We start from the raw sequence: 20,879 nt of genomic DNA, 5'->3' as shown, positions 1-20,879 counted from the left end.
TTAAGTTTATAGATAAGCTAAAACTCTTACACCAAAAAATATTGCTCCGAGAAAAATAACAGAAGAGATAAATACTAGAGCAGTTACAACTTTTGGTTTACACTCATATAGTGAGGCAAGGTTTACATTTGCAATAGCCAGGGGCATCATAAGTTCTAGGAAAATTATCCCTTTTATCATAGGCTCCAAATCAATGGAGTAAAGAACTAAGAGTGTTATAGCCGGTAAAATCAAAAACTTAAACGACATAACCCAAATTACCAAAGATTTACTTATCTCTTTTATTTTAGTTCCATACATGTATATACCGAATAAAAAGAGCTGCATAGTCATTGAGGCATAAGCACCCATGGTCAGTGTGGTCATAATGACTTCGTTTGGTTTATAGCTGTAAGCACTTAAAATTATGGCTATAGTTGCTGCCCAAAGAACAGGTAGTTTAACTATGTTTTTAAGTGAAGTCTTTGCATCGAAAGTTCCGCGTGAATAGAAATAAACACCTATTGTATATACTATAAATACATTGACAAGATTTATAACTGTAGTGTATGGGATGGATTCCTCTCCAAATATAGCTATATTCAGAGGGATTCCCAAATTTCCTGTATTACCTATTATCGCCGCAACTGTTGCAATTGAGTACTCTTTGGGGTCTTTAAAAAGTTTATTTGCAACAACTACTGAGACTAACAAAACAATTACAACAATTGCTAAGTATATAGAAGGAGCATAAAGAAGCGTTACGTCAACAGGGTGAATTAAAAGACCCCAAAAAGTTAAAAAAACTTGTAAAAAGTATACATTAATAAGTGTTATGGTTTTGTCATCAATGGCATCTTTGAAGCTCATTTTAGCAACATAGCCGATAACTATAAAGATATAAATACCTAAAATTGAATATATTATTGAACTCATCGCAGTATTATAGTAGAATTCCGCTATGCAAACAATTGAAAATATTAAAAAACTTATAGAAGAAAATTTGGCGGTGATGGTTTATTTCTCAGCGCCTACATGTAATGTGTGTCATGCTTTAAAACCTAAACTGTTAGAGGCAATTGATGCCAATTTTAGCGAGTTTAAAATAGTGAGTGTAGATACATCTCTAGACCAAGAGATAGCAACTCGCTTTAGTGTTTTTGCCATTCCAACAGTTTTGGTTTTTCTAGATGGAAGAGAATTCTTGAGAAAATCCAGACACATGAGCGTTGATGAGGTTGTAAGAGAGATAAAACGACCTTACGACATTATGACTTCATAATTTAATAAAGGGCTACTTTGAAAATAAATAAGCTATACATTGGAGTGTTTTTAATTCTTGGCCTGCTAGCTATTGGTCTTGTATTTAGTAAAAAGAATGATACTAATAGTGGTAAAGTTCCAAAAATAAGTACTTTAAAAGAAGTGGTGGTCAATGAAATACAAGATGTTAATGTGACTGATGTACTAACGCCCACAGAGATTATAGTGGAGCCTTTTGTAGAGGTAGAAAATGTTGTTGCTGAAACTACTCAGCTGGTTTCTCCAATAAAAAAAGTGGCTAAGAAAGCAGTTAAAGCTAAATCATCTTTTAAAGCCGAGCAGATAACTCACAAAGGAAAAAAGTATTTAACAGTTGAGTCGCCGTACACAGAGCGTGTTTGGTTAGACAGAAATTTGGGGGCATCTAAAGTATGTTCATCTTATAAAGATGAATCTTGTTATGGAGATCACTACCAATGGGGCAGAAGCAGTGATGGACATCAAAACGCCTCTAGCACTACGGCATCAGAACAAGCAACGGATGTAAATATGGCCGGAGTCAGTTTTATAACTACATCAACCTCCCCCTATGATTGGACAGAGTCAGATAACAGCGGAAAACAAAGAGCTACAAACTGGTCCAAAGCAGACGGTACTTCAGTATGCCCGGTTGGGTATCGTGTCCCAACCATTGTTGAATTAGAATCTGAAACTACAGGAAGTTCAAAAGGTATGCCAAACAACAAAGCTGCTTATGCTAACTTTTTGAAATTTCCATCTGCTGGAAACAGCTTTTATGGCGCAGGCTCATCAGGCAATATGGGCTCTAGTGGTTTCGTATGGTCAAGTGATTCTAATGGCTCTCTTTCAGGGGCTCTGCACTTTAGCTCTAGTGCTGCTTATATCGGATACGATGCTCGTGCACTAGGTTATAGCGTTCGCTGCATCCAAGATAAGACATTGCCGACTGCATCTAAAACAGCAAATGCTGGAGTTGATCAAACAGTTATGGACGGAACAACAGTGAAACTAACCGCCTCGGGAGGCAGTAACAGCAAAGGAACTATTGCAAGCTACATGTGGAAAGAAAATGCAAAAGTGTTGTCTACTAAGAAATCTTTTTCAAAATCAGACTTTTCATTGGGAGTTCACAATATAACGCTAACTGTTGTTTATAAAGATGGGACTTCTTCCTCAGATAAGGTTATTGTAACGGTAGTGGAGTTTATTTCCAAAACAATTACTCATCAAAATTTAGAATACAAAACTCTACTGTCTCCACATACAAAGCGTGTTTGGCTTGATAGAAACTTGGGTGCTATTCGAGTGTGTAAAGCTCTTTATGACAAATCATGTTACGGTGACTACTATCAATGGGGGAGAAATAGTGATGGACATCAAAAAGGTAAAAGTTTTAAAACATCACTTATGTCTACTGATTTAAAGAGTGCAGGTAATAATTTTATAACTGATTACGGAAAGAATAGTTACGACTGGACAGTATTAGATAGCGATGGAAGATTAAGAAGTGAAAATTGGTCTAAAACAGACGGAAGTTCTATTTGTCCAGTTGGGTATCGCGTGCCAACCTTAGCAGAGCTAAGAGGTGAAACAATAAGTATTTCAAATGCAAAGTCAAACAACACGGAATTATATAAGAGCTTTTTAAAATTCCCATCTTCTGGTTTTAGAAGTGGTGAAAGTGGGTCATTGGATGGTCGCGGTTCATATGGCGTAGTGTGGTCAAGCAGTGCGAAAGGTGCTTACTCCAGCGCTCTTCACTTTAGCTCAAATGATGCTGATATTGGTAATTTGAACAGAGCCGACGGGGCTACAGTTAGGTGTATAGGAGAATAGAACCCTAAAACACTTAAATCAAGACGCCGGTGTTTTATTTCATAAAAGCTATCAGAGAAGCGGTAACCGCAACATTTAATGACTCAACGCCTCTGTTCATGGGAATGCTGATTGAGTCGTTACAAAGTTTTTCAACTTCTTTTGAAACACCGTCACTCTCATTCCCTAAAACAAATATTGACCTGTCGCTCTTTTGCACATCATATATACTACTCTTAGCATGTGAAGAGAGGAGATAGATTTTCGTATCTTCTAAATCTTTTAAAACCTCGTCAAGAGTATTGCAGTAATATATTGGAAGTTTAAAGAGTGTTCCGGCACTCGCCTTTATAACAAGTGGAGATATTTTTGCAGAACTTTTTTTAGGTAAAACAATTCCGTCAACATATCCGCCGGCGCATGAACGGATTATCATTCCGAGGTTTTGAGGGTTTTGAATCCCGTCAAGAGCGAGAAGTTTGAAGCTTTTGAGATTTTTTATCTCTTTTGCATTTTTATAAGAGTTCGCAACAATATCTATTGCGACACCCTGATCCTGCTTTGCATTTTTGCTGATTCTGCTAAGTGCATTCTTTTCGTGGTAAGTTACAGCAATCCCTCTTTTTTTGGCAAGAGATAATATAGTTTCCACGGCACCATCCGTTTTATTTGAGTTTGACATGTGAAGTTTATGAATTTCAATAGTCTCATCTTGTAAAACCTCTATAACAACATTTCTTCCATAGAGCGTTATGATTTTCTCGAAATATGCTTTTTTATCTAAATACTCTTTTGAATCTTGCAAATTAAGCCTTTTGGTTATGTAAATAGAATTTTACACTATTTTTAAGCCATCTCTTTAGAAATTTTATAATTGCATTCTATCAACAAAAGCACTTCCTCTCTATTGCTTAGGGCACACGCAGAAATTATTTATACTTCTTGGGGTAGTCAAAAGATATCAGTTTCGCATTTTCAGGGCTAATCTCACTCCATTTTTTACAAGCGAACTCAAGCTCTACCACTCCACATGTAGGAATATTTTCATGCAAACCAACCAAACTTTCAGCCAACATGTTCAGCCCCGGGTTGTGGCCAAAAATAAAAACAATACTATCTTCCTTATTTGCTCTTTTTACAACATTCATCAGAGTGTCGACATTAGCCTCGTATATATTTTCATCATAGATAATATGCTTATTGAAATTAAGCTTTTTTGAGATTATCTGTGCGGTAGTTTTTGCTCTTAGTGCCGGACTAGAGATTATTGCATCCGGAGATACTTTTTTGCCTTTGAGTACTTTGCCCATTAATGGAGCATCTGTTATGCCTCTTTTGTTTAAAGGTCTGTCGAAATCACTCAATGAAGAGTTCTTCCAACTCGATTTTGCATGTCTGATTATGTATAATTTTTTCATAAACGTATTTGACAGAAACTTTGCTAAACTCTTCCTTAAAAGTGTTGTAAAACGGTATTCTTGGCTATTGTCCTTAGTTTGTTATGTTGTAAACAATCTCTGTTTTGTTTTTTACGACCACAATCTCTGCAACACTCAGTCCTTCTATCTCCATAGCCATAAACTCTTTCATCGAGTTAATATTATTTTGCGCAACTGCTCTTAACACCAATCCTCTGTATGCCTTTGCCCAGTGGCTAACCGTCTTGCCATCTTTTAAAAACTTCAGAGTCGTATATGGTTTTGTGACTTTGTAGAATTTATCATAGTATCCAGCACGAAGGTCTAAAATCTCACTTTTACCAAGATATAAATCCAGTTGATAAGAGAATCTATCTTTATAGAACTTGTCAGGAACAAACTTGCCAATATCATTTCCCTGTTTAACTTTATAGTTAGCAATGATACTTACTATATATAGATTTAATAAATGAGTTAAAAAAACTTCATTGCTTAAGGAATATATATTAAATCATTTTCTAAACTTAAAAATGAATTAATAAATGAATTAATAAATTTTATTCTTATTTTTTATCGAACTTCTCTTTCATCTATAGACTGCTTCCATTTTTACTTAGACAACAAACTTGAAAGATTTATTCCTAAATGGTAAAATATACAGAATAATATTAGGCTAACGCAAAACTTTAAAACTAAACGATAGAATAATTATCTGCCAATAGTTAGCACAATAAAAATAACTTTAGCTGCAAACTCAAACCATAATTTTAATTTACTATCTATGGTGCTGTATTAACTTGTTTTTGGATTCACCTACTTCAATTCCTAGCTTTTTACAAATTGAGGTTTTTTCACTAATTGGTGATTCAAACATATATAAGTGGTCTAATACCAGTTTTTTTAATGATGAATCGGTTAGTGTATTTTTTTCTAATGAAAGTTTCTTATGAAGCTGCTCAATATTCTTTACATTCAACCCGCTTGCGAAATCTAAATCAATAGCAAGTTTTATTAATTGATAGGCTATGTTCTCTGGTTGCTCTTCAGATATTCTTTTATATGTTTTTTTCAAGTCTTTTGAAGCTATTGATTTAGATATTCTTTTAACAATATCTGTAGATATAGAAGATGCCAGTCCGAAAACTATACCATATACTGCCTCATTAATTTTATCCTCCGCAATCATTTTTTTCTTTGTAATTACCTTTGTTATCGCATCAACGAGATTATCATGCTCTTCTTCAAAAAGTAGTATTATTGTTTTTAAACTTCTAAGCCCTACCCCATATGTATTTTTTATTAATTCGCTTTTAATATTTCCTTTTAGAGAACCGGAGTAATTTTTAACTATTTCTCCAAGTATTTCTATTAATTTGAAAGCTAAGTTTATCTTTTTAAAGAAATCAAGTTGCTGAATTTCTTCGTCATAATTAACATCAAACTGGTCGTCTAAATAAATCTGTCTTTTTAGTTCTGCTTCTTCATCTTTTTCAGACAGTTCTATGTCCCTTGACTCATCAAAAGTTCTCTGACTTAGCCTATGCGAAGTGTCCTCTTTGATACAAGCATTAATATTAACTAACTCTTCATTTGCAAAAGAAAATTCAGCAATATCACTAAATATTTTTCTCGCTTCATTATTCAACATTTCAATAATATTCGTTTTAGGAGATAAGTGTAATATAAACATTAAAATATTTGCAAATTCTGTCCTATAAAGTCTTTCTGTCATTTTTTTTATAATTGAAGTTATTTCATAATCGTCAGTATTTTGAGAAAAGTAATGCCCTACAAAATAATAATAAATATATTTATGTGAAAATTTATATTCATTTTCATATTCAATTAATACATTAGATTTAATTAATTTTTCAAGTATATTAAATGTTGGCTCAAAATCAATATCTTTTCTATAATCATTGTCAAATCCATTAAGTTCCCCAAGCGTATATGAATAGTTTCTATCTTGAAACATATTAAATGCCAAAGTTGATGTATAAGTAAAAATGGTGTTTATATCTTTATGTTCCATAACTTTATTTTTATCACTATTTAAATATTGCAAAATCATATAGTGATAGTAATGTCCATATGAACTTTTATCCAAAGAGGTGTCATTTACTTCCATAGCTTGAAGCAAGGTTAAGAGGTAAACAGGATGTGAAGGCACTATATTCAATCCAATTGTCTGATTTATAGCATTAGCCTTTGTTCGGCGTTTACCTACTAGCTCACTATTCTCTATTTCTGTTTCTTGTCCCAGCCTAATCCATTTTGTTATTAATTTATCTCGTAGTCTATGTCCAAATTCTAAAATTTGGTAGTGTGTAAAGTCTTGTAAAGACATGGCTAAGTTACTTTCCGAAGTAGCCTCGAATTTCAATATTTCACTAGATAGGATTAAAACATTTTTATAATTTAACTTTAAAATAGAATCTATTGCCACACCCTTAAAAGCACTATTTAATCTTACATTCTGAAAATCATCTATTATTAATAAAATTTCATTAACATCTGTTTGTTCAAACAAATCGACATTCTTTTTATCATCTAAGTATTGCAATTTAAAAATTCTTTTTATTAAAAGCGCAATTTTATTTTCTTCATAATCACCACTTCTAAAATCTTTTCCGTTTATAATTATGGGAACTAAGCCCTTTTGCTTATATATGAATTGCAGCATATGTGCAAGAGTCGTTTTGCCGGAATTATCAGAACCGTAAAGAATATTGAGACCTAAATTAGTTTGTTTTGATAATTGTTCAGAAGATATTTCAAGAAAAGAATTTTTTTTGTTTTTTTGAATATCTATAATTTTTAAATCCGGAAACACAAAAAGATCTTCAAGAATAACATTATCCTTTCTTGGATGATTTACTTTTAATCCCAAAGAAGCAATTTTTTCTTTATAATTTTGCTTTAATGGAAATAAACATTTATTATTTGTGTGAACATCAATACTTTCGTTTTTTGTTTTACTGTAATGGTCGCCTTGCCAATCAAAAATTAGTATGTCATGCTTTTTATTCGCTAAATCTAGCAATATTAAATTAAATTTGCTTTGTCCTTCATCATAAGAGTCTTGCAGTGTTCCGCCTTCAATATGCTCTGTTTTATTCCCGTTATAAATATTTTCTCTTTGAGTCGCACTGTCAGAGTGCTCATGCCCAGTTAAGATAATATCAGATAAAGAATCTACATATTCTTTAAAGTCGCGCATGTTTGAGTGTTTTAACCAGTGGAAAGGGTGATGAAGTAATGAAAATGTTAGACTGAAATTCGCATCAATAATTTCGTCAGATTTTATATAGTTAAGAGGATAGATAATTTCTGATTGCTTTTCTGGTAGTTTTGAAACCCATGCAGTATTAAAAGAATTAAAAGCAATATTGTATTCGGACAGCGAATATTCATACCTAGATATTAGTTTGTTTGATAATGTTTCATTTATATTCTTATATGATGAGAATTCTTTTATAAAATCAAAATATTGTTTTTGCACAGAGGTACAAACTTCTACAAGTTCATCATCTGTTTCTAGTGGAGCCTTGATTATGTTTTCTATTAACATATTTCTCGCTTTTTGAGGAATACTAAAATCACAATCGTGATTACCGGCACAAAAAATATATTCAATTTTAATCTTTTTGTTGTATGCGAATATTCTATTTTCTAGTCTGTTTAAAAAACTTTTAACTAAGGCATACTCTTCTTTAAGACCAGAATATGCTATATCCCCTGTTATTGTGATGAAGAGATGTTCGTATTGTGAGATTTCATTTTTAAATGCATCAAATAGTAGTGTTTCTTTTTCTATTATTTTATTATTGTCTTTTTTAAAATGTAAATCGCTAAGATGGAGAATTGATATTTTCAAAAAGAATCCTTTTTTAGTTATAAAATGAAATATTATACAGTATAAATAAATATCACCTAGAATTTAGTAAACTAGCAGTTTTATTACCCTTGACTGTGTGAGCTCTTCAAGAGCCGATACAATAGGCAAATCTTTTCTGTTTGTTGATATGTCTAATAATACACAAGTATCAAGCATAATATAATTCAACTACTTACTCCACTCATCACTCAAAACTTCCGCTTGCTTCATAACCAAATCCATCGCTTCTGCCGTCTTATCTGGTGGATATTTAAACCTCTTGAGTATCATTCGTATGATATTTCTCATCTTAGCTCTTACAGATTCTCTTCTTTGCCAATCCACACTTACGCTGCTTCTGAGCTTACTAGTTAGCTCTTGCGCTATCTGCTTGAGTATATCATCACCCATCTCTCGAAGTGCCGATTCATTCTCAGCAAGTGCATCATAGAAAGCTAGTTCATCGAAATTTAGCCCTAGCTCTGCTCCATGCTTTGCAGCTTCAGCAATATCTTTCGCCATCTGTATTAGCTCTTCTATAACCTTGGCAGTCTCTATTGCGCGATTATGATAATTGCTTAGCGTAGCTTTGAGCCTATCGCTAAATTTCTTCTCTTGTACCACATTGGTTCTATTTTGAGCTTTTATCTGGTCACTCAGTAGTTTTTCTAGCAGCTCTACAGCAAGATTCTTGTGCTTCATGTGAGCGATATCTTCTAAAAACTCATCAGATAAGATTCCAATATTTGGCTTTTCTAATCCAACCAGAGAAAATATATCTTCCACACCCTCAGATATTAAAGCATTATCAATTATCTGTTTAATGGCTCCATTGGTATCTTTTTTCTTACCTGTTACCACTCCGATTTTTTGTATTACAGCCTTCACAGCCTGAAAGAATGCTATCTCCTCTTTATGTTCTTTAGCTTCATCCAAAGTTCCACATAAACTAAAAGCTTTTGTAAGGGCAAGTACTTCGTCCAAATATCTTTTCTTACCATCTTCAAGACCAAGTATATGATTGGCTGCTGGAGCTAATAGCATATGTGCTTTGGTTGAATATTCTCCATAATCAAAACCATGGTACATATTACTCACTATATCTAGTCTCTTTAACATCTCAGCAAATGCTTCTGCTACATCTACAGTTCCACTGCCTTTACCATTGGCTCCAGTATAGGTTTTAAGTGCAGCTTTGAGTTCATTAGCAATTCCAATATAATCAACGACAAGCCCACCATTTTTACCTTTAAAGACACGATTGACTCTCGCTATGGCTTGCATTAGGTTATGAGACTTCATGGGCTTGTCAATGTACATAGTGTGAAGACTTGGTGCATCAAATCCAGTAAGCCACATATCTCTAACAATAACCAGCTTTAATTCATCATCAGGGTCTTTGATTCTTCTCTCTAAATCTTTCTTCGTTTGTTTAGAGTAGATATGTTTTTGTAGTTTAGTTTCATCACTAGCTGAACCAGTCATAATGATTTTAATAGCACCCTTAGTTGGGTCTTCGTCATGCCACTGTGGTCTTAGAGCAACTATAGCGTCATACAAATCCACTGCTATCTGTCTACTCATGGCAACTATCATACCTTTGCCGTCAATAGTGGCAACTCTATCTTCAAAGTGTTCCACTAAGTCTTTTGCTATCTGTTGTATCCTTGGTTCAGAACCAACAAGCTTTTCTAATGCGCTCCACTTGCTCTTAAACTTCTCTTTATCATTTAACTCTTCATCAACTACGAGTTCGCCGACATCTGCATCAATCTCTTTGAGCACCTCTGCATCCAAATCCAGCTTAGCAAGTCTGCTCTCATAATAGATTGGAACCGTAGCACCATCTTTTACAGCGTCCTCGATGTCGTAGATACTAATATAATCACCAAATACACTTCTTGTATCTTTATCTACACTCTCAATAGGGGTTCCAGTAAATCCTATAAATGTAGCATTAGGTACGGCATCTCTTAGGTGTTGAGCATAGCCATATTTAAACTGACCCGTCTCACTATCTAGCATGGCATCAAATCCATACTGGCTTCTGTGCGCTTCATCAGCAATGACTACTATGTTATCTCTATCGCTAAGAATTGGAAATCTACTCTCATCTTTTTTGAGTCCAAACTTCTGAATAGTAGTAAATATAATCCCACCAGATGGTTTGTCTTTTAGTATCTCTCGTAGTTCACTGACACTGTCTACTTGGATTGGTTCTTGACCTAGCAGCATCTTAGCACTTGAAAATGTAGCATAGAGTTGACCATCTAAATCATTTCTATCTGTAACAATCAATAGTGTTGGGTTTTTCATTTCAGGCTGTTTCGTGAGCTTTCCTGCAAAACAAGCCATACTTATAGACTTTCCAGAACCTTGTGTATGCCAAACAACACCACCTCTCTTGCTTCCACTAGTTGAAGCTTCTACGACAGAATGAATAGCTTCTCGCACTGCATGAAACTGATGATACCCTGCAATCTTTTTGATGATATTCTTGCCATCATCCTCAAATAATACAAAACTTTGAATGTAGTCTAAGATATGCTCTTTCTCGAAAAAGCCTTTTATCAGAGTGTCTAGCTCATACTCCAGCTGTGGCTTATCTGTCTCATCTTTAATAGTTCGCCAATACATGTAACGCTCATCCGTAGCTGTGAGTGAGCCAATCCTAGCATTAATTCCATCACTGACAACCAAAGCTTCATTATAGACAAACAAATCCTCTATCTCATCTTTATATGTCTGTAGTTGATTGTATGCTTTGAAAATATCTGCATTGGTGTCTGCTGGATTCTTTAGCTCTAGTACAGATATAGGTAGTCCATTGATGAACACAACTAGATCAGGTCTTCTGTTGCCTTTAGTACCTTTAATGGTGTATTGGTTTACCACTAAGAAGTCATTTGCATTTACATCATGAAAATCTATAAGTTTGACTACTTCACCTCTAGCTTCATCCCCATTTTTCACCTCTACAGATATACCTTGAAGTAGCATTTGATGAAAAGCTCTGTTGTTTTGGATTAGGGTTGCGTGTTGTGGTTTTTTTAGTAGGTGTATAGCTTCATCTATAGCACTCATAGGAAGTCTAGGATTTAACTTTGTCAGGGCTGTTTGAAGTCTGTGAGATAAAAGCACCTCTTGGTAGTTGCCTCTTTGAGGGTCACTACTATCTGGAGCTATATCATAGCCTAAAAGGTAATCATATCCTAACTCTTTGAACCACTCTAGGGCTAGTTGTTCTACTTGGTCTTCATTTATCATACATCGCTCCAAATATCTAAATTTTGCCATCCATCGACATATCCCATAGCCTTTAAATCAATTTCTGGATACGATTTTAGCAATTGCTTAATTTCAGATACAAAGTCAACTTCTTCACCAATACTATCAAAGATGTATTTAATAACACTTAAGCCAAAAAATATTGAGTTATTATTATCATATTCCTTATCTTCGTATATAAATTCGCCGTCAACTTCTGCTTTAAATTTTGATTTTGTTATTTTTCGTAATGGATCAAACATACTATTGTTTGATGGTATAGCAAAGGGCACACGAAGTTCTCTATTCCAAGCTCGTGAATGGTGTGCACATATATTTCTTAAAATAGTAAGAGAGTGTAACCATTTAGAAAAAACTGTAGTTGTAACAGGTATTTGTTCAATAACTAGTTTTTTATCCTCATTGTGCATGGCATAGAATATCTTAGAAAGAGTACCAAAAGAAAGGACTTCCACTATGCTCCATATTGGCAAATCTGTGGCTCCATACTTGTCTTTAAAGTGTTTAATAAATTTTTCATCAGACCGTTCACTCTCTTTTTTTACATCTTCAAGTAGTTCTTCAAAAACAGCTTCACTACATTGAAAGTTTTTATGTGAAATATAACCAAAAGCCTCATATTTTGCACTGTGGTGATATGCTATTTGAGTTCTAATATAAACCTCAATAGTTTCCATAGCACCAAACAGTAAGCGACGAAACTTTACATCAAAGTCGTACAGTCTTGTGATATGTCTAAATTCTGATTGAGGGTAAAACTGGTTTACTTTAGTGCTGTTCTTTGGATATTGAAAGGTTAAAAAATAGGAACTCAATCGGTAGTAATTAATATGAGTTAATTTTTTTCGTGCATACGAAGAGTTGGATATAATTAGACCATTAGATTTTAATCTTTTTAATTGTTCTTCAAAGCTTAGATGTGGTTTAGTATATGTATTAAGATTATTTTTGATTTTTTGAAGTTCTGGGATTAGCATAAAGACCCCCTCATTGGCACTTCTATTGGTAAATAGAGAGGTGGAGGAGATATGTGGCTGTTAGTATAACTTAAAGTTCTTAAATATTCGTTAAAATTTCTTAGTATCATCTACTAACCTTTCAATTTTGTTACTTGTTCAACAAACATTTTTATTGTTTCTTGCACAGGAGTAGAATCTCCATGTTTTTGATCCAAACTTACACTTGCATTATGAGCAACAGTATCTATTGAACTATCTAATAATTTTTCAAGAAGCTTTTTATCTTCTTGTTTCAGCTCATCAATTTGCATTTTATAACTTACATAAGATTTTGCCAATGCTTCTTTATGAGCATATTCTTGTTGCAATCTTTGGTTTTCACTTCTTCGTTTACTAGCAAATATTGCCAACCAAATAAGAGGAGCATAAAGAGGTAATTTAAATAATAAACTATTAAGGGTACTTGTAAAATCACCCATTTGTTTAAATGCAAACCAAGTTGTTGTATTATCTTTAACAATACCTATATCAACAAACGAAATAAATGTAGAGATAAACATAATTGAAACAATACTAATAAAAGTAATATTCCAATACTTAATTGGTTTATCAAAGGATTCTTTCATATCTTGATATGCTTTAGCAAGACCAGCACTTGTAGCACCAGGTAATAAACTCTCAATTTGTTCATATAAATTTTTATTATTTGTCTGTTGGTCTTGTTCATATTTTTTTAACGATTCAAGCCTTGATGTCATCTCTTCATTATAAGTTTTTTCTTGCTTACTTTTAAAACTCTCTAAATCTTTAATTTTTTGTTCTAGTTCTTTCTCTAATCCACCAGTTATTTTTCCATTTTCATCTTCTGAACCAAATATTTTTGTATAAAATTTATTTAGTTTTTCAATCTTAGCAGAAACATCAACTAGCTTTTCATTTGTTTCTTTTACATCTCTTAAAATATCTTTTTTTGCTTCTGTGATAGTTGTTTGAGTCGATTCATTTACTCCATCAACTAAAGTTTCAGCATGAAACTTATTAAGTGCATTGTATTTTTCTTCAGAATCTTCTAGTAAAGTAGCTATTTGTAGTTTAATAGATTCATTTTCATCATCACTTGCAAACAATACATCATAATACTCTTCAATCTCTTCTCTAAAGTTTTTTACCTTTTTATACTCTGCTTCTGTATCAGTAATTTTGCCAAGATGTTTATCTATCTCACTTGCATATGCACGAATAGCCCCCAAAAGAGATTTTTTTAAAGCATCAGGACTTAGTAAATATGGCCTTATATAGCTCAATAAATTATCAGCATTATTATTTGCATTTGTTATGTGACCAATATTTTTATTTGAGTTATAACTAATGATTTGATTTCTACATTCTGTGGTTTGTGTATTAAAATTAGTTATAAAACTTGCAGGTATTAGTTCTGGGTCAATTCCTTCAAAAGCATTATCAATAAAAACTATGACCTTTTTTAATCTTGCTAGTTCTTCAACACTTGTTGCTGTTGTTTCATCAACTTCGCTTATATCAAGCTTAGCTTTTAAATCTTCCCATGTCGTTTTAAAGACATCGTTATCAAAGTTAACTATCCATCTTGACATTATTTTTCCTCACTTAGTATTTAATGACATAATTCATAACTCTAGCTCTGAAACATCCAGCTCACCTGAGAGGAGTTTTGGGAGAAGTGCGTCTCTTGTTTTTTGGAGAGTTATATTTTCTTCTGTAATTAATCTAACTTTTGCAAATATTGGCTCTATTAAAGTTGAATACATTTTATTGACTACATCTCCAGCATTAATAATAGGTATTTGTTTTAAGTTACCCTGATTGATTTTAGGCTGAACAGCACCTGTTACAAACATGGTTACATTTTTATTTAGTAATGCAATATACAAAGCTTCAACAGATAGTGTTGACTTGCTTCTCATAACATGGGCATGATTATTAACCCATGATTGTCCCCATATATACTGTAAAAAAGGGGTACCATTCTCTCTAGTAACTGAACCATCTTCACCCATCAACAGCAAAGTTTCATCAAATATGTAATCATCTACATAATCCATTATGCTAGTAGCACCATAATATGGGATACTTCCTTTTCTTGTTGCTCTTTCATTGGATGCCAAAGGTATTCGTTTTGAGTCAAGTATTTCTACAAAGCTATCCAAAAAGTCATTGTCCCACCCCTCAGGAATCATCCCAAGCTCACTCTCTTCAAACTCACTAGGAAATAGTTCTAATACTTCTTTGGATATTCCAAGTTCACGAGCTGCTACTTCTAGCTCTTCATCATTTGCACATCCCATTTTTGCATGTACTGGGTCAAAATCTACAAACCAAGACTTAAAAAGTGCCTGAGCCATCTCTTCTAGTGTCTGGTTCATCTTGCGGTTGAGTTCTATTTTGTCATCTAGGGTTGAGAGGATGTGTGCTATTTTCTTTTGGGTTGCTAATGGTGGCAAAGAAACATCTATTTGCTTGAATGTGTCTTTTGTAATTGTGTCAAATACAGCCCCATGAGTAATCTGTTGTAAATTAGCTATTTGATGCTTAACTAAATAATACAAGAACTCATTGATTGTATATTCTGCTTTTGCATTCAAACCATAACAGGACTGATTGAATGCCATTGGCTGAGTCAATTGAGCCAAGGCACCAACAGTTCCTCTAGCTGATATTATAATCTGTCCTTTTTCCAGCATTTTTGTACTACTCTTTTGTAGACCCAGTTCTGTGATGTATTCTTTGGTTTCAGAAACATATTTATTTCCAGTATTAAAATCAACTACAGATAACCAGGGTATTTTACCTTCCCAGTATTCGGAAATAGCTCTTTTTGGTGTTCCACCACCTATGATTTCAATAATATCATTTAGCACATATGTGTTCCACTCAGACTTCATACCCAAGCCCCGCCAAGTTCTTTTTTATCATTGCTTCAAGCCTAGCCGATTCTTTAAACTGCTCACTCAGAGTTGCAGTCAGTGTAGCCATTTTCTCACCAAATGGGATGCCGTCATCTTCCTCTTCGGCTGTTCCCACATATCGCCCTGGAGTTAGGATGAACTCTTGTTTTGCTATCTCTTCAGTCGTTGCACCATAAAACTCTCCTGCTATATCTTCATAACCTGTGTTGGCTCTAAACTTATGCAACATATCAGCTAATGCTTTTGTGTCATCATCACTAAATGCTTTTTGAGCTCTGTCTACCATGTGCCCAACATTGCGTGCATCTATAAATAGAGTTTTGCCTTTTTGTTTTTTGTTACGGTTGAGTATCCAAATACAAGCTGGTATTTGTGTATTGGCAAAGAGTTGTGATGGAAGAGCTACTATCGCTTCTACTATGTCTGTTTTTACAAGGGCTGCTCTTATGTCCCCTTCGCCAGAAGTGTTTGAACTGAGTGAGCCATTGGCTAAAACTAAACCTACAACTCCATTTGGGCTTGTATGGTGAAGCATGTGTTGTATCCAAGCATAGTTGCCATTACCTTTTGATGGTGTTCCATATTTCCACCTTGCATCGCCTTCTAAACTACCATCCCACCACTCATCCTGATTAAATGGAGGATTAGCCAGTACAAAATCAGCTCTTAGGTCTGGGTGTTGGTCGTTTGTAAAGGTATCGGCTGGTTCTTTTCCAAAGTTAAAATCTATCCCACGAATCGCCATGTTCATAGCCGCTAATCTCCATGTAGTAGGATTAGACTCTTGCCCATAAACCGAAATATCCCCAAGTCTTCCATTGTGCGCTTCAATGAACTTCTCACTAGAGATAAAAAATCCACCACTTCCCATGGCAGGGTCATAAATACGACCTTTGTATGGTTCAACCATCTCAATAATGAGATTTACAATAGATTTAGGAGTATAGAACTGCCCACCTTTTTTTCCCTCAGCCGCTGCAAATTGACCTAAGAAATACTCATATACATGACCTAGTATATCTTTAGCTTTTAGTGTGTCATGAGCGAATGGAATAGTAGCTATAAGATCTAGCAAGTCTGCCAGTTTGTTTTGTTCTATCTGTAGCTGTGCATAGTTCTTGTTGAGAATTCTCTTTAGCTTTGGATTCTCTTTCTCTATGAGTTCCATTGTGTCATCTAGTAGCTTGCCAGCACCTTTAAACTCACCACCAAGAGGCATAGGTGAACCCATAGAGAGTCTGATGTTGTCTTGGAGATAATGCCATCTAGCGGCCTGTGGCACCCAGAACACATTCTTCTCAGTATAGAAGTCTCTGTTTTCAAGCTCTTCATTTATGAACTCATCATCTACATCTTCACCTAAGAAATATTCATTTAATGGGTCTGCAAAGGCAGTCTTTAGTTCTTGTCTTCTTGTCTCAAAACTATCTGATACATATTTTACAAATACCATGCCTAACACTACATGCTTATACACAGCTGCATCTAATGATGGCAGTAGCTTGTTGGCTGATGTCCATAGTTTCTTTTCTAGATCTTGGAGGAATTTTTGTTCTGGCATGCTATATCCTATTTATTTGAGTTAATTATAGCTAAATATATAATGTATTAATAAGTATACTTTTTGAGACATATCTACAAAATGATATATTGACCTAAATTATATGTCTCAAAACATATCTCTTTTTAGTGTCTCTTTAAGTCTTAGAGATTATAATACATGATTAAAAATTTTATCATTGGAGTATATTAGTCATGAAAATAGGATATGCAAGAGTCAGCAGTTCTGGTCAAAACTTAGAAGCACAAATCGAATTATTAGAAAAAGCAGGATGTGAAAAAATATTTCATGAAAAAATTACTAGCACTCAATCTGTTGGTAGAAAAGAACTACAAAATGCTTTAGACTTTGTACGAATTGGAGATACTTTTGTCGTCACAAGACTTGATAGATGTTCTAGAAGCGTTAAAGACTTATATGAAATCATAGATAAACTGAATTCAAAAGAAGTTGCTTTTAAAGCTACTGAACAGAATATAGATACAAGTAGTAGTAGCGGCAGACTCATGATTGGGTTACTCTCAATTGTAGCAGAGTTTGAAACAGATTTAAGAGCAGAAAGACAAGCCGAAGGCATTGCCTCAGCTAAGAAAAGGGGTATTAAATTTGGTAGAAAATCTAAATTGGACATGATTAAAGTTGTTGAAGCGATAAAAATGCAAGATGTAGGAGTAGCTAACCAAGAAATCGCAGATTATTTTAATATAGGCAGAAGCACTCTTCTAAGATATATTTCTCAATATAAAAAAAACAGCCAATAAACAATTATGTCTATCTTTAATGTGTCTTGATTTTTCAGGCCATTATATTTTTGTACAATTTGTATATTTCAGGATATTCAAGTTTGGCATTATCTATATCCTTTACTAAATCATTAAGCATCATTTTATCCATTTCATTTTGAAAATTAGCATCCATATCAATAGTACTTGCACACCAACCAGCTAGTTGTATTTTTTTCAATATTGACTTCATAGTAATTAATAGCATAACTAAGTTTTGCATAACTACATAGGTTTCATTCAAATATGGAATATATTTTATATGATATAAATTATTATGTAGAAATTGAACATCATCTAAATCATAGTCTATTGTTTCTTCTGAGGATTGCTCCAAGTATATTTTTAATGCAGTTGAGATTCTTGCAACAAACTTTCTTACTTCTGCTTCTTGAATAACCCATTCTTGATATTTATCAATAATTAGTTTTTTATCCAATGAGTCAAAGAAAGTTTCTAAATTTTCAAAAAAATCTCTTCTTGTAAATAAATTAATAAGCTCAGTATAATTTTTTATGGATGTAGTTGATGCCTCAATATCTTTAATGGCACTATCCACAATTCTACTAACTTGTTCAAGTGCAGAAAATTTACCAATATTTTTCAACTCTTTTGCTTGTAGCTGAATAGCTTCTCTTTGAAGTTTTAACTCCTCACTTTGTATTGAAAGTTGGTTTTTTTGTTGTTGAAAACTTGCAATTAGCCATAAAAATGCCAAAGTTCCTGCAAATCCAGCTAACCAATCTCCAACTTGTGCAGATTCCTCAATAGAATAATGCCACTTCACAAATATGGCACTAACTATTATTAATAAAGTTATAATATAAAGTGAGTAATTTTTAAAACATAAGAGACAGTATAAGTATATTTTTTTTAGAATTATTGTCATATTGAGCCTCACTTAGCTCTTGTTCTAAGCAACAAAGAACTATACTCATAGCCATTCATAAGCTCAATCAATTCATCAAATTTATAAGCCAATTCACTTGAAGCCAAATCTTCATTAGCATACTCAAATCTACTCATATTAAGTGGCTCTTTTGTGTAGATAGCTACATATAAATCATAAGTATTTACACCCTCTTTTACTAACCCAGCTTCAAAAAAATTAGCACTATCTTTTGAAGGAATTTGGATACTATTTTTTATAAGTGCTGATGGTTGAAGTAGTGTGACAACACCATTTTCATAAACATTTAGAAGTGTAATATATCCATCTTGTTTAGAGTTAAATGTGAAGTAAAAACTATCTCCATCAGTTAAAACTGTTTTATTAGATTTAAACTCAAAATTATCATTTATGTTTGTTTCATATAATTCCTCAAATTCATCATCACTGAGTAAAAATAAATACTCTTTATATTTTAGATACCAAGCTTCATTTCTTCTATCAAGTTTAAAATTAAGTTTACAACCAAGTGAATCAGTTAGTTTTTTGACAAGAGGGGTTAGTAAAAGATAAGAGTTTAGTTCTTGTTTTGTACATTCAAAATTTCCAATAGTAGTTTTCACTCTATATGCCAAGTCAAGATTTTTATATTTTAGAGCTACATAAAACAAACCATCAATTTGCTCTTGCTTGATAGTTTTTACATTTTGCAGATTTAAGTTGCTTGTAACTTTTAGTTTAGCCTGACTGGTAGTTTTATCATCTGTTGAAGTAGAAGTGAAACTACTATGAACCTTACTAATCAAAGTTTGTGCTATATCTTCTTTTGCAGAGGCTTCTGCATCTTTAATTGTATTGCCATTACCATAACCTATTATTTCATATTTAACTGCTGATTGTAGCTCTCTGTTCTTGTACCACTGTGGATAAACTTTTGGTTTTGGAGTTCCACAAGCTACAAACAATAAAGCCAGCAAGGCAAGAAAAGCTATCTTCAAAATTCCATAGCCTTATTTCCACTCATTGTAGGTTCTTGTAATTTCATATCACCCATCTCATAGGATTTATCTTTAACTTTGATATAGACATCACTATAAATATCTTTTACACTTGTTCTACCTTTTAACATTGACTCCATTAAAAAATAGCTAAACAATCTATATTTTTTCTCTTCATACATATTTGAATATTGATTATCTTTACCTGCTGTTAATATAACCATTTTCTTTGTATCAAAAGTTACACTCTTAGGTTTTATTCTTGTTGCAGCCACACCCTTGATGACACTTACTCCATCTGTGGCACCACTAAAGCAACTATCTATAAAGGCTACCACTTTTGAAGCTTTACTATCTGCAAGTGTTTTATAAATATTTTGTAATTTAAAGAAGGGTGCTTCACTTATAAATTCAGGCTCAACATCTATTGGTAGGATATAAGGTTCATTTTTTTGTGAAACAACAGGGATCCCATGTCCACTATAATAGAAGTAGACAGTGTCTCCATGCTTTACTCTTCTAAGTAATTTTTTCATTTTCATTTGAATTCTACCCATTGAAGCATTTTTGCTTGTTAGTTCAAGTGTATTTGATTTTGATATTCCTAATGTTTTTTGGGCTACATCTGTAAACATTTGGGCAGTGTTTTGTGAGTAAACTATATTATCTGTGTATTCATAGTTTTCAGCACCAATTACAATTAAATATCTTTTATAGCTTACTTTTTTTTGTTTTGTTTCTTTGAGTAATAGTGCTATGCTATCACTTTCTGATGTGTCATCAAAAAAGTACATTGACTCATTATGTTTTTCAAGTAAATTCTTTACTTCACTACTTTTATTTTGATTTAAAGAACCATCTGTTTTGTTGTCTTCTACTTGTGTTTTAGATTTTTCATAGGCTATAATTTGATTTCTAAGGCCAGCTCTGTTTTTTTTAACAATCACTTTATCTTCTAAATAGGCACCTCTCCCAATGAAATTATTGATGTCAGAATTATAAAAATCATAATCTGCAAATAACTGAACTGGTAATTGCAATAATACAAAAAGCAATAAGATTTTAATTTTTTGTTTCATAGTAT

General features: G+C 33.3%; 16 protein-coding genes. 3 read left to right on the top strand and 13 right to left on the bottom strand.

All coding sequences use genetic code 11. The features are described from left to right. Window positions 1–6 precede the first annotated feature (6 nt). A complete protein-coding gene (locus HUE88_RS11520) occupies window positions 7–915 on the bottom strand; it encodes an AEC family transporter (RefSeq protein WP_194369175.1) in 909 nt (302 codons plus the stop codon). Between the two features lie 25 nt (window positions 916–940). On the opposite strand from HUE88_RS11520, the gene HUE88_RS11515 reads away from it, so the two are divergent. Together HUE88_RS11515 and HUE88_RS11510 are read left to right on the top strand one after the other, a co-directional pair. Beyond that, window positions 941–1,261 carry a thioredoxin family protein gene (locus tag HUE88_RS11515; protein WP_194369173.1) on the top strand — a complete coding sequence of 107 codons (321 nt, stop codon included), beginning with the start codon at window positions 941–943 and terminating at the stop codon, window positions 1,259–1,261. Window positions 1,262–1,278: 17 nt separating this feature from the next. Further along, window positions 1,279–3,099 carry a PKD domain-containing protein gene (locus tag HUE88_RS11510; RefSeq protein ID WP_194369171.1) on the top strand — a complete coding sequence of 607 codons (1,821 nt, stop codon included), beginning with the start codon at window positions 1,279–1,281 and terminating at the stop codon, window positions 3,097–3,099. A gap of 34 nt (window positions 3,100–3,133) precedes the next feature. On the opposite strand, the gene HUE88_RS11505 is transcribed toward HUE88_RS11510, so the two are convergent. The 9 genes from HUE88_RS11505 to HUE88_RS11465 all read right to left on the bottom strand — a co-directional run bounded on the left by HUE88_RS11505 (window position 3,134) and on the right by HUE88_RS11465 (window position 17,126). Beyond that, window positions 3,134–3,883 carry a TrmH family RNA methyltransferase gene (locus HUE88_RS11505; RefSeq protein ID WP_194369168.1) on the bottom strand — a complete coding sequence of 250 codons (750 nt, stop codon included), beginning with the start codon at window positions 3,881–3,883 and terminating at the stop codon, window positions 3,134–3,136. Between the two features lie 124 nt (window positions 3,884–4,007). Next, window positions 4,008–4,496: a SixA phosphatase family protein gene (locus HUE88_RS11500; protein ID WP_194369166.1), complete on the bottom strand. Its 489-nt coding sequence runs from the start codon at window positions 4,494–4,496 to the stop codon at window positions 4,008–4,010. Window positions 4,497–4,569: 73 nt separating this feature from the next. Then, window positions 4,570–4,938, bottom strand: a complete 369-nt coding sequence (gene yaaA / locus HUE88_RS11495) for a peroxide stress protein YaaA (RefSeq protein WP_268245936.1) — start codon at window positions 4,936–4,938, stop codon at window positions 4,570–4,572. 333 nt (window positions 4,939–5,271) lie between these two features. After that, window positions 5,272–8,373, bottom strand: a complete 3,102-nt coding sequence (locus tag HUE88_RS11490) for an anti-phage protein (protein ID WP_194369164.1) — start codon at window positions 8,371–8,373, stop codon at window positions 5,272–5,274. 189 nt (window positions 8,374–8,562) lie between these two features. After that, window positions 8,563–11,640, bottom strand: coding sequence for a type I restriction endonuclease subunit R (locus HUE88_RS11485; RefSeq protein ID WP_194369162.1), 3,078 nt, complete (start codon window positions 11,638–11,640; stop codon window positions 8,563–8,565). Further along, window positions 11,637–12,638, bottom strand: a complete 1,002-nt coding sequence (locus HUE88_RS11480; protein ID WP_194369160.1) for an Abi family protein — start codon at window positions 12,636–12,638, stop codon at window positions 11,637–11,639. Before HUE88_RS11480 ends, HUE88_RS11485 begins: the two co-directional genes overlap by 4 nt. 113 nt (window positions 12,639–12,751) lie before the next feature. Further along, window positions 12,752–14,233 (bottom strand): hypothetical protein, encoded by a 1,482-nt coding sequence (locus HUE88_RS11475; protein WP_194369158.1) that lies wholly within the window; start codon window positions 14,231–14,233, stop codon window positions 12,752–12,754. 33 nt (window positions 14,234–14,266) lie between these two features. Further along, window positions 14,267–15,541 carry a restriction endonuclease subunit S gene (locus HUE88_RS11470; RefSeq protein WP_194369156.1) on the bottom strand — a complete coding sequence of 425 codons (1,275 nt, stop codon included), beginning with the start codon at window positions 15,539–15,541 and terminating at the stop codon, window positions 14,267–14,269. Beyond that, window positions 15,531–17,126 (bottom strand): type I restriction-modification system subunit M, encoded by a 1,596-nt coding sequence (locus HUE88_RS11465; RefSeq protein ID WP_194369154.1) that lies wholly within the window; start codon window positions 17,124–17,126, stop codon window positions 15,531–15,533. Before HUE88_RS11465 ends, HUE88_RS11470 begins: the two co-directional genes overlap by 11 nt. A 194-nt stretch (window positions 17,127–17,320) precedes the next feature. Here HUE88_RS11465 and HUE88_RS11460 point away from each other — a divergent pair, with 194 nt between their 5' ends. Further along, window positions 17,321–17,887, top strand: a complete 567-nt coding sequence (locus HUE88_RS11460; protein ID WP_194369152.1) for a recombinase family protein — start codon at window positions 17,321–17,323, stop codon at window positions 17,885–17,887. 34 nt (window positions 17,888–17,921) lie between these two features. On the opposite strand, the gene HUE88_RS11455 is transcribed toward HUE88_RS11460, so the two are convergent. The 3 genes from HUE88_RS11455 to HUE88_RS11445 all read right to left on the bottom strand — a co-directional run bounded on the left by HUE88_RS11455 (window position 17,922) and on the right by HUE88_RS11445 (window position 20,874). Continuing rightward, a complete protein-coding gene (locus HUE88_RS11455; protein WP_194369150.1) occupies window positions 17,922–18,695 on the bottom strand; it encodes a hypothetical protein in 774 nt (257 codons plus the stop codon). Window positions 18,696–18,805: 110 nt separating this feature from the next. Continuing rightward, window positions 18,806–19,795 (bottom strand): LPP20 family lipoprotein, encoded by a 990-nt coding sequence (locus tag HUE88_RS11450; protein WP_194369148.1) that lies wholly within the window; start codon window positions 19,793–19,795, stop codon window positions 18,806–18,808. Then, window positions 19,792–20,874 carry a caspase family protein gene (locus HUE88_RS11445; RefSeq protein WP_194369146.1) on the bottom strand — a complete coding sequence of 361 codons (1,083 nt, stop codon included), beginning with the start codon at window positions 20,872–20,874 and terminating at the stop codon, window positions 19,792–19,794. The genes HUE88_RS11450 and HUE88_RS11445 overlap by 4 nt, the downstream gene beginning before the upstream one ends. Between the last annotated feature and the right edge of the window lie 5 nt (window positions 20,875–20,879).

The organism is Candidatus Sulfurimonas baltica (assembly GCF_015265455.1).
In the GTDB taxonomy this organism is placed as follows: Bacteria; Campylobacterota; Campylobacteria; order Campylobacterales; family Sulfurimonadaceae; genus Sulfurimonas; species Sulfurimonas baltica.
This window is presented reverse-complemented; position numbering and strand designations above follow the sequence as displayed.